The sequence below is a fragment of the Variovorax sp. GW821-FHT09B01 genome (assembly GCF_059418345.1).
Genome location: NZ_JBWKPQ010000002.1, coordinates 157,467 through 169,369 on the forward strand (window position 1 = coordinate 157,467; position 11,903 = coordinate 169,369).

Consider the following 11,903-nt stretch of genomic DNA (forward strand, 5'->3'; position numbering starts at 1 on the left):
TGTACGGTGAGGACCGCAGGTGCGAGATCGGGGCGCGCAGTAGGTCTATTCACACCTTGTCAGGCGGGCCCCGCCGCGCGCATACCCGCCGCCAGGAACGGAATCATCTCGCGCAGCGCCTTGTCGAATTCGCGGCCGTTGCTCGCGCCGTCGGAGATCACTTCGAGCCGGCCGGTGTCGGCCAGCACGTACTGGTAGGTGCCCAGCACGAAGATGAAGCGCCAGGCCACCTGCTCCTGCGAGAGCCCGGGCAGGCTGCGCGCGAAGGCGCGCACGAAGCGCCGCGAGGAGTCGTCGTAGAGCGAGCTGCGCAGCTTGCTGCCGAAGCGCGTGCCGTCGAGCTGCAGATGGGCCTGCATGCGCAGGAAGTTGCGGCCCCGCGCGCCGCTGAGCGCGAGCGCCACGGCCGGCGTCAGGAAGATCTCGATCAGGCGCTCGAGCCCGATGGGGCGGTCTTCCTGCAGCGCTTCTTCGGCATCGAGCAACCGCATGCGCTCGTCCACCAGCGGCTGGCCGCCGCGCATGTAGGCCTCGAGGAAGAGGGCGTCCTTCGACTTGAAGAAGTAATGAATCATCCCCTGGTTGACCTTGGCCAGGTCGGCCACCGCGCGCAGCGAGCAGCCTTCGAATCCGTGCTCCGCGAACAGCCGCTCGGCCGCGCGCAGGATGGCTTCGCGGCCATCGGTCTTGCGAGGTGTTCGAGGGGCCTTGGGCGCGGGCGCTTCGGCCGTGGAGGCTTTGGGAGTGGCGGGCATCGGGGATCGCGATCGCGCGGGCTGCGGGGAAGGGGATCGATGGTAACTGGCCTTGCCGAGGGTCCGATTCCGCGGTTATTATTAGTCGATCGACTAACTAATAAGCCCGACGGATGAACCGCCGGTGGAGACCAGATGACCCTGTTTGCCCTCTTGCGCGGCGCTGCCGCCGCCTTGTCCCTGGCCGTGCTCGCCGCGGCGCCGGCCTGGTCGCAGTACCCCGAGCGCAGCGTTCGCCTGGTCGTGCCTTACCCCGCGGGCGGAGGCACCGACAACATCGCCCGCCTGCTCGCGGACAAGCTCTCGCAGCGCCTGGGCCAGCCCTTCGTGGTCGACAACCGCGGTGGCGCCAACGGCAACATCGGCGCCGACGCGGTGGCCAAGGCCCGGCCCGACGGCTACACGCTGCTGCTCGCGGGCCTGGGCCCGCTGGCCGTGAACCCGGGGCTGTACGCACGCATGCCCTATGACCCGGCACGCGCGTTCGCGCCCATCGTGCAGGTCTCGTCCGCGCCGCTGGTGCTGGTGGCGGGCCCGGGAGCCCCCGCGGGCGACCTGCGCCAGCTGATCGCCTTCGCGCGCCAGCATCCGGGCCAACTGACCCTGGCCAACGCCGGCGAGGGCTCGCCGCACCACATCTGCGCCGGGCTGTTCGCCCGCGAGGCCGGCGCCAGCGTGACCCATGTGCCGTACAAGGGCGCGGCCCCCGCCATCACCGACCTGCTGGGCGGCAGCGTGCAGGCGCTGTGCGACAACGTGGGCACCATCCGGCCCTTCATCGAGTCGCGCAAGGTGCGGCCGCTGGCCGTCTCCACCCGCGCCCGCACCAGCCTGCTGCCCGAGGTGCCGACTTTCGCCGAGGCCGGCCTGCCGGGCATCGACTTCTCCCTGTGGTTCATGCTGGTGGCGCCGGCCGGCACGCCCGCCGACGTGGTGGCGCGCCTCAACCGCGAGGCGAACGCGATCCTCGCGCAGCCCGAGGTGGCCGCGAAGTTCCGCGAGTTCGCCAACGAGCCCGTGGGCGGCACGGTGCAGGCGGCCGCCGCGCACCTCAAGACGGAAACGCAGCGCTGGCCCGGACTGGTGAAGTCCATCGGCCTGGCGCAGCAGTGAGGGGGGGTATCCATGCAGTTGATCGACTTGTCCGTCGCCATCGAGAACGACCTGCCGGTGGACCGCCCGGGCAACGGGCCGCGCATCCGCTACCAGCACCACCACGAGACCTTCGCGGCCCTGGCCGGGCCCTTCGCCGGCCTGCGGCCCGAGGACCTGCCCGATGGCGAGGCCTGGGCGGTGGAACGCATCGACCTGTCCACCCACAACGGCACCCACATGGACGCGCCGTGGCACTACGCCTCGACCATGGACGGCGGCCGGCCCGCCGCCACCATCGACGAGGTGCCGCTGGACTGGTGCCATCGCCCCGGCGTGAAGCTGGACCTGCGCCACCTGCCGCACGGCCACGTCGCCACGGCCGATGACCTGGCCACGGAACTGCAGCGCATCGGCCACGTGCTGCAGCCGCTGGACATCGTGCTGGTGAACACGGCCGCCGCCGCGCGCTATGGCCAACCCGACTACCTCGACAGCGGCTGCGGCCTGGGCCGCGAGGCCACGCTCTGGCTGACGCAGCAGGGCGTGCGCGTGGTGGGTACCGACGCCTGGTCCTGGGACGCCCCTTTCTCGCACACCGCCCGGCGCTACGCCGCCACCGGAGACGCCTCCCTGATCTGGGAGGGCCACAAGGCCGGCCGCACCACGGGCTACTACCAGATGGAAAAACTGACCAACCTCGACCTCCTGCCCGCCAGCGGCTTCCACGTCATCTGCTTCCCCGTGAAGATCCACAAGGCCTCGGCCGGCTGGGTGCGAGCCGTGGCGGTGCTGCCATGAGCGGTGCACCGGACGACACCTTGCTGGGTACCTGGTACCTGCGCGAGGCCTACGCGGTGGACCCCCGTGGAGAACGTCTGTTCGACGTCTACGGCGCCCGGCCCTCGGGCGTCATCCACTACGGCGCCGACGGCCGCATGACGGCACTCATCACGCACGACGGCCGCGCGCGCCTTTCGGGCTCGGACCGGCAGGACGCCACCGACGCCGAGAGCGCATCCGCGTACCGCTCCTCGATCGGCTATGCCGGACGCTACGTCCGCGAGGGCGACTGGATCGTGCACCACGTCGACATCTCGACCTACCCGAACTGGGTGGGGACCCGCCTGCGCCGCGAGGTGCGGCTGGCCGGCGACACGGTCGAGCTGCGCACCGCGCCGCAGCCGCAGGCGGGCGTGGAAACCGTCCTCAAACTGGTCTGGCAGCGCGCCCCCGTGGGGCTGGATGCCATGCCCGAACCCCTTTGCACACCCACCCCATCGGCCACGCCATGACCAAGCCTTCCCGAAAAGTCATCATCACCTGCGCCGTGACCGGCGCCATCCACACGCCGACCATGTCGGACGCGTTGCCCTACCGACCCGAGGACATCGCCCGGCAGGCCATCGAGGCGGCCGAGGCCGGCGCCGCGGTGTTGCACCTGCATGCGCGGCATCCGGACACGGGCGCGGTCTCCATCGATCCGGAACGCTTCCAGGCCTTCCTGCCCGCCATCCGCGCCGCCACCGGCGCGGTGGTCAACCTGTCGACCGGCGGCAGCCTCAACCACACGGTGGCCGAACGCATCGCACCGGCGCTGCGCTTCTCGCCGGAGATGTGCTCGCTCAACATGGGGAGCATGAACTTCTCCATGCATCCGCTCGCGCAGCGCTACAAGGAATGGAAGTTCGACTGGGAGGAGTCCTACCTGCGCGAGTCCGACGGCTACATCTTCCGCAACACCTTCCGCGACATCGGCATGGCGGCCCGCGCACTCGAAACGCACGGCATCAAGTTCGAGCACGAGTGCTACGACGTGGGCCAGCTCTACAACCTGAAGTTCTGCATGGACAGCGGCCTGTTCCAGGCGCCGGTCTTCATCCAGTTCGTGCTCGGCATCCTCGGCGGCATCGGCGCGGACCTCGAGAACCTGGTCTTCATGAAGCGCACCGCCGACAAGCTCTTCGGCACCGGCTACCAATGGTCGGTGCTGGGCGCGGGCGCGAGCCAGATGCAGCTGGCCGTGGCCGCCGCGACGCTGGGCGGCCACGTGCGGGTGGGCCTCGAGGATTCGCTGCAGATCGCGCGCGGCGAGCTGGCGACCTCGAACGCGCAGCAGGTCGCGAAGGTGCGCCGCCTGCTGGAGGAACTGGGCCACGAGATCGCCACGCCCGACGAGGCGCGCACCATGCTGGCGCTCAAGGGCGCGGACCGGGTCGCCTTCTGATCCCGGCCGCGCGGCCGGCGGCTACTGCGCCGCGGCCCGCGCCTGCGCGATCCAGCCGTCGAACAGCTGCTGGTGCGCGCGGATCCAGCCGTCGGCATGCCGCTCCACGTCCTGCTGGCTGTTGGCGCCTTCGCTCATGCGCAGGTTCTGCGCGTTGATGTCGCCGATCGGCACGTTCATGACCTCGAACAGCTTTGCCGCGGCCGGGTTCTTCTCGGCGAACTCGCGGTTGGCGACGATGCGCTCCTGGTTGGCGAGGAAGCCGTAGTTCTTGCCGTTCGGCTGGCGCGTGTCCACGTTCTCGCCGCTCTGCGAAGCCGAGAACGGCACCTGCAGCCACACCACGTCGGCGCCCGGGCGCAGCACGGCGCTGACCCAGTAGGGCGTCCAGGTGTAGTAGAGGATCGGCTTGTCCTGCCTGAAGCGCGCGATGGTGTCGGCCATCAGCGCGGCATAGCTGCCCTGGCGGTGCGTGACGGTGTCGCGCAGGCCGTAGGCGCCCAGGTGGTTCTCGATCGCGAGCTCGCAGCCCCAGCCGGGGTTGCAGCCCGTGAGGTCGGCCTTGCCGTCGCCGTCGGTGTCGAACAGCTTCGCGATCGCCGGCTCCTTGAGCTGGGCGATGCTGGTGATGTGGTACTGCTCGGCGGTCTTGCGGTCGATCAGGTAGCCCTGCACCGCGCCGTCGGCGTACACGCCCTGGCGCCACAGCTTCGCGTCGCCGCCGCTGTTCTTGTAGAAGTCGGCGTGCAGCAGGCTCCAGTGGTTGGCCATGAAGGTGGCGTCGCCGTTGGCGATCGCCAGGTGCTCGGTCGCGGGCTCCAGGTCCTTCATCGGCTCGACCGTGTAGCCGAGCTTCTCGAGCGCGCGCATCACGAGCAGGGTCTGGAAGGCCTCTTCGGCCAGCGAGCTCTTGAGCGGCTTGACGACGATGCCCTGGCCGGGCAGGTCGGTGGCGGCGTGCGCCGGCAGGGTGAAGGTCGTCGCGGCCGCGAAGGCCAGGGCCAGCAGGGCGAGGCTGCGTGCGAGGGGATTCATCGATGTCTTCATGCGTCGTGTTCCTCCTGTGCTTCAGCGGGCCTGGGTCGAGAGCGCGGGCACGGCTTCTTCCGTGCCGCGCGATGCGGACGGCGCCACCGCGCGCTGCAGCGTGCGCAGCGCCAGGCCCACGGGGCCGCCATGCCACCAGCGCTGGCCGCCGCGGCGCGGCCGGCCCATGGCCTGCGTCAGCCGGTCGAGCGAGATCGCGAGCAGCACGATGCCCAGGCCGCCGACGGTGGCCAGGCCCATGTCGAGCCGGCCGATGCCGCGCAGCACCATCTGGCCCAGGCCGCCCACGGCGATCATCGAGGCGATGACGACCATCGACAGCGACAGCATCAGCGCCTGGTTGATGCCGGCCATGATCGAGGGCATGGCCAGCGGCAGCTTCACCTTCACCAGCATCTGCCAGGGCGAAGCACCGTAGGCGCGCGCGGCCTCGATCAGGTCGGGCCGCACCTGGCGCAGGCCCAGGTTGGTCAGGCGCACCAGCGGCGCCAGCGCGAACACGATGGTCACGATCACGCCCGGCACGTTGCCGATGCCGAACAGCATCACCACCGGCACCAGGTAGACGAAGGCCGGCGTGGTCTGCATCGCGTCGAGTACCGGGCGCATCACGCGCTGGGCCCGGTCGCTGCTGGCCAGCAGCACGCCCAGCGGCAGGCCGATCACCATGCAGAACACCAGCGAGGTCAGCACCAGCGACAGCGTGACCATGGCCTCGGGCCAGATGCCCAGCATCGCGACCAGCAGCAGCGCGACGGTGCTGCCGATGGCCAGCGCGCGGCCCGCGAACTGCCAGGCCAGCAGGCCGACCAGCGCGATCATCGCGAGCGTCGGCAGCCCGGTCAGCAGGCTCTGCACCGAGTTCAGGGTGCTGTCGATCGGCAGCCGCACGGTCTGGAAGAAGGGGCGGAAGTGCTCGACCACCCAGCCCAGGCCCTGGTTGATCCAGGACTCGACCGGCAGCGAGCCGTCCCAGAGGCGGTGCAACTGGAAGCCGGCGGCGTCGGCCTGGCCGGCGAGCTGGTGCGCGGCGTCGGGCGGCACGGGCGCGTCGAGCCAGGCGCTGGTCGCCGCGGGATCGGGCGCGGCCGACAGGGCCTCCCACGGGTCGAGCGCCACGGGCGCCGGCGCTGGCTGCTGCGCCAGCGTGGCGGCGGCATCGTTGGCGGTGGCGAGGTCGGAGGGCAGGGTGGTGTCGTTCATCTCGGCGGTTCCTTCGAAATCGGGTTCAGGCCAGGACATGGGCCGGGGCGGCGCTCGCGGCGGGGGCGGGCGGCAGCGCGGGATCGATCGGCGGCGTGTCGCGGTCGAGGAACTTCAGCAGCGTGGTCTTGCTGATCGCGCCGCAGAAGCGGCCGTCGGCCGCCACCACCGGCACCGCGCAGGGCGCCTGGCCGACCTGGCCGATCAGTCCGGCCACGGGCGCGTCGGCCTCGATGGTGCCGAGGTCGGCGAGGAACGCGTGGCGCAGGCCCAGCGGTCCCGAATGGCCGTCGAGCGCCGCGCGCAGCGTGTCGGCCGAGACCGTGCCGAGGTAGCGCCGGTCGGGGCTGGTCACGTAGGCGAAGTCGCGGTCCTGGTCTTCCAGCAGCTTGAGCGCCGCGCGGGCTCCGCGCTCGGGGTGCTCGCAGACCACGGTCAGCGGCTTGCGCGCGATGTCGGCGGCCTTGAACACGGCCGCCGCGTCCACGCCGCGCACGAAGCTGCGCACGTAGTCGTTGGCCGGGCAGCGCAGGATCTCGTCGGGCGTGCCGACCTGGATCACCTGGCCGTCCTTCATGATCGCGATGCGGTCGCCGATGCGCATCGCCTCGTCGAGGTCGTGCGAGATGAAGACGATGGTGCGGCGCTGCTGTTGCTGCAGCCGCAGCAGCTCGGACTGCATCTCGGTGCGGATGATCGGGTCGAGCGCCGAGAAGGCCTCGTCCATCAGCAGGATCGAGGGATCGGAGGCCAGCGCGCGCGCCAGCCCCACGCGCTGCTGCATGCCGCCCGAGAGCTCGTCGGGATAGCTGTCGCCCCAGCCCGCCAGCCCCACCTGCGCGAGCGCCAGGTCGGCCTGCGCCAGGCGCTCTTTCTTGCCGGTGCCCGACAGCTCGAGCCCGAAGGCCGTGTTCTCGCGCACCGTCATGTGCGGCATCAGCGCGAAGGACTGGAACACCATGCTGATGTCCTTGCGGCGCAGCGCGCGCAGCTTGGCGTCGGAATGCTCGTTGATGTCGGCGCCGTCGATCACGATGCGGCCCGCGGTCGGATCGATCAGCCGGTTCAGCAGCCGCACCAGCGTCGACTTGCCCGAGCCCGACAGGCCCATGATCACGAAGATCTCGCCGGCCTGGATCTCGAAGGTGGCATCGAACACGCCGATCGACTGGCCGGTCTTCGCGAGGATCTCCTTCTTCGACAGACCTTGGCGCACCAGCGCCAGCGCGTCGTCGGGCGCGTCGCCGAAGACCTTGAAGACGTGGTCGATGAGAATTCCTTTGGCCATATGCCGGGGCTCCTTGTGCGAAGGTTGGACGGGTGCCGTTCCGCCTGGAAGCGGGACGGCAGCGGCCACGCCATCAGCCGATGGCTGCCGGAAGGCACTGAGGACGACATGGCGACGAAACCAGTGCCCGCCGGATGCTTCGCTCGCGGGCAACGGGCCTGGTCGAGGGGCGCCGCCTGGAGAAGCGTGACGTGGCAGTGGGGCCGGAACTATCCGGCCGGTGTGCCGGGCTGGGCCCGGCGGAGAACCGGCACCGCGACGGGATTCGGAGATCCGCGAGTAGTGCCGGTGGGAGCTGCAGCGTCATCCCGCAACGGGTTCGTAATGACTTGCAGGTCCGCGAAAGACGATGATTATAACTTTTTGACATGAAGCATGTCAATCCGCCCCCCGTGAACAGCTGTAGTCTGGAACGCAATGGCCGCGTCAGATGAGAGCCATTCTTATCGGGCGATACTCGGGGCCGCGTCCGGCGAGCGGGCGCACCCCTTTTCAAGACTGCGGAGCTTTTCTCATGACGACTTCCCCCAAGACCCGTGCCGAGCGCGACACCTTCGGACCGATCGACGTGCCGGCCGACAAGCTGTGGGGCGCGCAAACGCAGCGCTCGCTGCAGAACTTCGACATCTCGGGCGAGCAGCAGCCGCGCGAAATCATCAAGGCCCTGGCCCAGGTCAAGCGCGCATCGGCCGTGGTCAACCACGCGCTGGGCCTGCAGGACGAGAAGAAGACCCACGCCATCGTGGCGGCAGCCGACGAGGTCATCGCCGGCAAGCACCCGGGCGAGTTCCCGCTGGTGGTCTGGCAGACCGGCTCGGGCACGCAGACCAACATGAACGTCAACGAGGTGCTGGCCAACCGCGCGAGCGAGCTGCTGGGCGGCGAGCGCGGCGAGGGCCGCCTGGTGCATCCCAACGACGACGTGAACCGCAGCCAGTCGAGCAACGACGTGTTCCCGACCGCGATGCACGTGGCGGCCGTCGAGGCCATCACGCACAAGCTGCTGCCGGCCATCGCCAAGCTGCGCGGCACGCTCGAGCAGAAGTCGAAGGACTTCGCCGACATCGTGAAGATCGGCCGCACCCACCTGCAGGACGCCACGCCGCTCACCCTGGGCCAGGAGTTCTCGGGCTACGTGGCGCAACTCGCGCATGGCGAGGCGCACGTGCGCGCCGCGCTGCCGCACCTGAGCGAACTGGCGCTGGGCGGCACGGCCGTGGGCACCGGCCTCAACGCGCCCAAGGGCTATGCCGAGCAGGTGGCGGCCGAGCTCGCGAAGCTCACCGGCCTGCCGTTCGTGACCGCGCCGAGCAAGTTCGAGGCGATGGCCAGCGTCGATGCGCTGGTGCATGCCCACGGCGCGCTCAAGACCCTGGCCGCCAGCATGAACAAGATCGCCAACGACGTGCGCTGGCTCGCGAGCGGACCGCGCAGCGGCATCGGCGAACTCAGCATTCCCGAGAACGAACCGGGCTCGTCGATCATGCCGGGCAAGGTCAACCCGACCCAGAGCGAGGCCGTCACGATGCTGGCCGCGCAGGTGTTCGGCAACGACGTCGCCATCAACATCGGCGGCGCCTCGGGCAACTTCGAGCTCAACGTGTTCCGCCCGATGGTTGCCCACAACTTCCTGCAGAGCGTGCGCCTGCTGGCCGACGGCATGGTGAGCTTCAACGACCACTGCGCCGTGGGCATCGAGCCGAACCGCGAACGCATCACCGAGTTGGTGCAGCGCTCGCTGATGCTGGTGACCGCGCTCAACACGCACATCGGCTACGACAAGTCGGCCTACATCGCCAAGAAGGCGCACAAGGAAGGCACCAGCCTGCGCGAGGCCGCGATCGCCTCGGGCCACCTCACGGCCGAGCAGTTCGACCAGTGGGTGGTGCCCGAGAACATGACCGGTCGCTGAGCCCGATCGGCTCCATGCAAAAAGGACCCGCGAGGGTCCTTTTTTCGTTGGAGATAGGGCGAGCTCAGTACCCGATCGTGTAGCGTTGACGCGAGTGCGCCGGCTTCTCGAGCTCGTCGATGAAGGCGATCGCGTAGTCCTCGAACGTGATCCAGCTGCGGCCCTCGGCGCTGACCAGCAGGTCGTTCTGGCCGAGGCGGAACTTGCCGGTGCGTTCGCCTTCGACGAATTCGGCCGAGGGCGAGAGGAAGGTCCAGTCGAGTTCCTTCTCGGCGCGCAGCGCCTCGAGGAACACGCCACCGGCCGAGGCCTCGGCCTTGTAGGCCTCGGGGAAGTTCGGTGTCTCGATGACCTTGAGGCCCGGTGCCGCGAACAGGCTGCCGGCGCCGCCGACCACCAGCAGGCGCTTCACGCCCGCGCGCTTCGCGGGTTCGATGATGGCCGCGGGCGGCACGGTCGCGAAGTGGGCGGCGCTGAACACGGCGTCGTGGCCGGCCAGGGCCTTCTCGAGCGCGGCGCCGTCGAGCACGTCGAGGTCGACGGCCTTGACGTTGGCGCGGTCGGAAAGCTTGGCGCTGGCATGGCGCGCGATGGCCGTGACCGTGTGGCCGCGGCGCAGTGCTTCTTCGAGGAGGCGGCCGCCGGCGCGACCGGTGGCGCCGATGATGGCGATGTGGCTCATGGAGGACTCCTTGGAACGAGCGATGGGAAGAGGGCGATGAAGCTCATCTTAGGTTTCTCATTTCGAAAGAAATACCTCGAAATTCGCGCTTCTTTATTCCTAAAATCGTTCGAATGGACCGTCTCAACGCAATGCGGGTCTTCGTGACCGTGGTCGACGCGGGCAGCCTCTCGGCCGCCGCCGACAAGCTCGACATGTCGCGCCCCGTGGTCACGCGCTACGTCGCCGAGCTCGAGCAATGGACCGGCGCGCGGCTGTTGCACCGCACCACCCGGCGCCTGAGCCTCACGGCCGCGGGCGAGGAACTGCTGCCGCGCTGCCGCCAGGTGCTGGAGCTCGCGGGCGACATGCAGGCCGCGGTGCGCCATCCGGCCGAGGCGCCGCGCGGGCAGTTGCGCATCACCACCGGCACCTCGTTCGCGCAGGCGCAACTGGCCGACGCGATCGCCGACTACGTGCGGCTCTATCCGGGCGTGATGGTCGACCTGGTGCTGCTCGACCGCACCGTGAACCTGGTCGACGAGCGCATCGACCTCGCGATCCGCACCGCGGCCGAGATCGATCCCAACCTGATCGCGCGCCGGCTCACGGACTGCCGCTCGGTGGTCTGCGCCTCGCCGGCCTACCTGGCCGAGCACGGTACGCCGCAGCGCGTGGACGAACTGGCGCAGCGCAACTGCCTCACGCATTCCTACTTCGGCCACAGCCTCTGGAGCTTCACGCGCAAGAGCGACGGCGCGCCGGTGTCGGTGGCCGTGGACGGCAACGTGTCGGCCAACGATGCGGCCAGCCTGATGTGCCTGGCGCGCGCGGGCGCGGGCATCGCGATGCTGCCGACCTACCTGACGGCGCAGCTCGTGCACGGCGGGGAGCTGGTGCCGCTGTTCCCCGATTTCGAGCCGCAGGTGGTGGGCATGTACGCGGTCTACACCTCGCGCAAGCACATGCCGGCCACCTTGCGCACCATGCTCGATTTCCTGGCGCAGCGCTTCACCGCCGTGCCGGCCTGGGACCTGCCGCTGGCGGCCTGAACGAAGCTCAGTGGTCGGCCGGGGGATGCGCCATCAGCCGGTCGGTGAAGGCGATGGCCATGGCCGAGAGCAGGAAGGCGACGTGGATCACCGTCTGCGCGATCAGCACCTTGTCGGTGTAGTTGTCGGCGTTGATGAAGGTCTTGAGCAGGTGGATCGAGCTGATGCCGATGATGGCGGTGGCCAGCTTGACCTTGAGCACCGAGGCGTTCACGTGGCTCAGCCACTCGGGCTGGTCGCGGTGGCCCTCGAGGTCCATGCGGCTCACGAAGGTCTCGTAGCCGCCCACGATCACCATGATCAGCAGGTTCGAGATCATCACCACGTCGATCAGCGCCAGCACCACCAGCATGATCACCGTCTCGTTGAGCGCGGCCACCGGCGCGGTGGTCTTGTAGCCGATGCTGTTGATTAGCGCCTGCAGCGCGGTCTGGCTGCCGAACGCGGCCTCGACCAGGTGCAGCAGCTCGACCAGGAAATGCACCACGTAGACCGCCTGCGCCACGATCAGTCCCAGGTACAGCGGCAGCTGGAGCCAGCGGCTCGCGAAGATCAGCCGTGGCAGCGGGCGCAACGGAGAGGTGCGGGCGTGAACGGGCATGTTCCGGGGATCGAAGGGGTCGGGGGAGGACATCGGGGAGGCGTGTGTGACGGGGAGCGCGGATT

The 11,903-nt window shown here is 69.5% G+C and carries 12 protein-coding genes; 6 read left to right on the plus strand and 6 right to left on the minus strand.

The features are described from left to right. Positions 1 to 59: 59 nt before the first annotated feature. Positions 60 to 755: a TetR/AcrR family transcriptional regulator gene (locus AC07RV_RS07885; RefSeq protein WP_296775246.1), complete on the minus strand. Its 696-nt coding sequence runs from the start codon at positions 753 to 755 to the stop codon at positions 60 to 62. A gap of 135 nt (positions 756 to 890) precedes the next feature. Between AC07RV_RS07885 and AC07RV_RS07890 the strand changes: the two genes are divergently transcribed. Genes AC07RV_RS07890 through kce form a run of 4 tightly spaced genes read left to right on the plus strand, consistent with a single transcriptional unit; the run spans position 891 to position 4,074 of the window. Further along, the gene (locus AC07RV_RS07890) at positions 891 to 1,868 is read left to right on the plus strand and encodes a Bug family tripartite tricarboxylate transporter substrate binding protein (RefSeq protein WP_296775250.1); all 978 of its coding nucleotides are present in this window, start codon (positions 891 to 893) and stop codon (positions 1,866 to 1,868) included. A 12-nt stretch (positions 1,869 to 1,880) separates the two neighbouring features. Further along, a complete protein-coding gene (locus tag AC07RV_RS07895; RefSeq protein ID WP_296775254.1) occupies positions 1,881 to 2,648 on the plus strand; it encodes a cyclase family protein in 768 nt (255 codons plus the stop codon). Continuing rightward, a complete protein-coding gene (locus tag AC07RV_RS07900; RefSeq protein WP_296775257.1) occupies positions 2,645 to 3,142 on the plus strand; it encodes a lipocalin-like domain-containing protein in 498 nt (165 codons plus the stop codon). Before AC07RV_RS07895 ends, AC07RV_RS07900 begins: the two co-directional genes overlap by 4 nt. Then, the gene (gene kce, locus AC07RV_RS07905; protein WP_296775260.1) at positions 3,139 to 4,074 is read left to right on the plus strand and encodes a 3,5-dioxohexanoate:acetyl-CoA acetone transferase; all 936 of its coding nucleotides are present in this window, start codon (positions 3,139 to 3,141) and stop codon (positions 4,072 to 4,074) included. The genes AC07RV_RS07900 and kce overlap by 4 nt, the downstream gene beginning before the upstream one ends. 21 nt (positions 4,075 to 4,095) lie before the next feature. On the opposite strand, the gene proX is transcribed toward kce, so the two are convergent. The 3 genes from proX to proV are packed head-to-tail and all read right to left on the minus strand — an operon-like array spanning position 4,096 to position 7,612. Next, positions 4,096 to 5,109 (minus strand): glycine betaine/L-proline ABC transporter substrate-binding protein ProX, encoded by a 1,014-nt coding sequence (gene proX, locus AC07RV_RS07910; protein ID WP_296775262.1) that lies wholly within the window; start codon positions 5,107 to 5,109, stop codon positions 4,096 to 4,098. Positions 5,110 to 5,142: 33 nt separating this feature from the next. Beyond that, the gene (gene proW / locus AC07RV_RS07915; protein ID WP_296775265.1) at positions 5,143 to 6,324 is read right to left on the minus strand and encodes a glycine betaine/L-proline ABC transporter permease ProW; all 1,182 of its coding nucleotides are present in this window, start codon (positions 6,322 to 6,324) and stop codon (positions 5,143 to 5,145) included. A 25-nt stretch (positions 6,325 to 6,349) separates the two neighbouring features. Beyond that, positions 6,350 to 7,612, minus strand: a complete 1,263-nt coding sequence (proV, locus tag AC07RV_RS07920) for a glycine betaine/L-proline ABC transporter ATP-binding protein ProV (RefSeq protein WP_296775267.1) — start codon at positions 7,610 to 7,612, stop codon at positions 6,350 to 6,352. 514 nt (positions 7,613 to 8,126) lie between these two features. Between proV and fumC the strand changes: the two genes are divergently transcribed. Beyond that, positions 8,127 to 9,524 (plus strand): class II fumarate hydratase, encoded by a 1,398-nt coding sequence (gene fumC / locus AC07RV_RS07925; RefSeq protein ID WP_093344199.1) that lies wholly within the window; start codon positions 8,127 to 8,129, stop codon positions 9,522 to 9,524. 64 nt (positions 9,525 to 9,588) lie between these two features. Here the strand turns inward: fumC and AC07RV_RS07930 are convergent, their stop codons facing one another. Beyond that, positions 9,589 to 10,206: an NAD(P)-dependent oxidoreductase gene (locus AC07RV_RS07930; RefSeq protein WP_296775271.1), complete on the minus strand. Its 618-nt coding sequence runs from the start codon at positions 10,204 to 10,206 to the stop codon at positions 9,589 to 9,591. A gap of 113 nt (positions 10,207 to 10,319) precedes the next feature. Between AC07RV_RS07930 and AC07RV_RS07935 the strand changes: the two genes are divergently transcribed. After that, on the plus strand, positions 10,320 to 11,237 hold the full coding sequence (locus tag AC07RV_RS07935) for a LysR family transcriptional regulator (RefSeq protein WP_093344196.1): 918 nt from the start codon (positions 10,320 to 10,322) through the stop codon (positions 11,235 to 11,237). A gap of 7 nt (positions 11,238 to 11,244) precedes the next feature. Here the strand turns inward: AC07RV_RS07935 and AC07RV_RS07940 are convergent, their stop codons facing one another. Beyond that, the gene (locus tag AC07RV_RS07940) at positions 11,245 to 11,871 is read right to left on the minus strand and encodes a YqhA family protein (protein ID WP_093344195.1); all 627 of its coding nucleotides are present in this window, start codon (positions 11,869 to 11,871) and stop codon (positions 11,245 to 11,247) included. Between the last annotated feature and the right edge of the window lie 32 nt (positions 11,872 to 11,903).

Coding starts and splice junctions, on each gene's coding strand:
- AC07RV_RS07885 (WP_296775246.1), bottom strand. CDS start 755: ATGCCCGCCACTCCCAAAGCCTCCACGGCCGAAGCGCCCGCGCCCAAG.
- AC07RV_RS07890 (WP_296775250.1), top strand. CDS start 891: ATGACCCTGTTTGCCCTCTTGCGCGGCGCTGCCGCCGCCTTGTCCCTG.
- AC07RV_RS07895 (WP_296775254.1), top strand. CDS start 1,881: ATGCAGTTGATCGACTTGTCCGTCGCCATCGAGAACGACCTGCCGGTG.
- AC07RV_RS07900 (WP_296775257.1), top strand. CDS start 2,645: ATGAGCGGTGCACCGGACGACACCTTGCTGGGTACCTGGTACCTGCGC.
- kce (WP_296775260.1), top strand. CDS start 3,139: ATGACCAAGCCTTCCCGAAAAGTCATCATCACCTGCGCCGTGACCGGC.
- proX (WP_296775262.1), bottom strand. CDS start 5,109: ATGAATCCCCTCGCACGCAGCCTCGCCCTGCTGGCCCTGGCCTTCGCG.
- proW (WP_296775265.1), bottom strand. CDS start 6,324: ATGAACGACACCACCCTGCCCTCCGACCTCGCCACCGCCAACGATGCC.
- proV (WP_296775267.1), bottom strand. CDS start 7,612: ATGGCCAAAGGAATTCTCATCGACCACGTCTTCAAGGTCTTCGGCGAC.
- fumC (WP_093344199.1), top strand. CDS start 8,127: ATGACGACTTCCCCCAAGACCCGTGCCGAGCGCGACACCTTCGGACCG.
- AC07RV_RS07930 (WP_296775271.1), bottom strand. CDS start 10,206: ATGAGCCACATCGCCATCATCGGCGCCACCGGTCGCGCCGGCGGCCGC.
- AC07RV_RS07935 (WP_093344196.1), top strand. CDS start 10,320: ATGGACCGTCTCAACGCAATGCGGGTCTTCGTGACCGTGGTCGACGCG.
- AC07RV_RS07940 (WP_093344195.1), bottom strand. CDS start 11,871: ATGTCCTCCCCCGACCCCTTCGATCCCCGGAACATGCCCGTTCACGCC.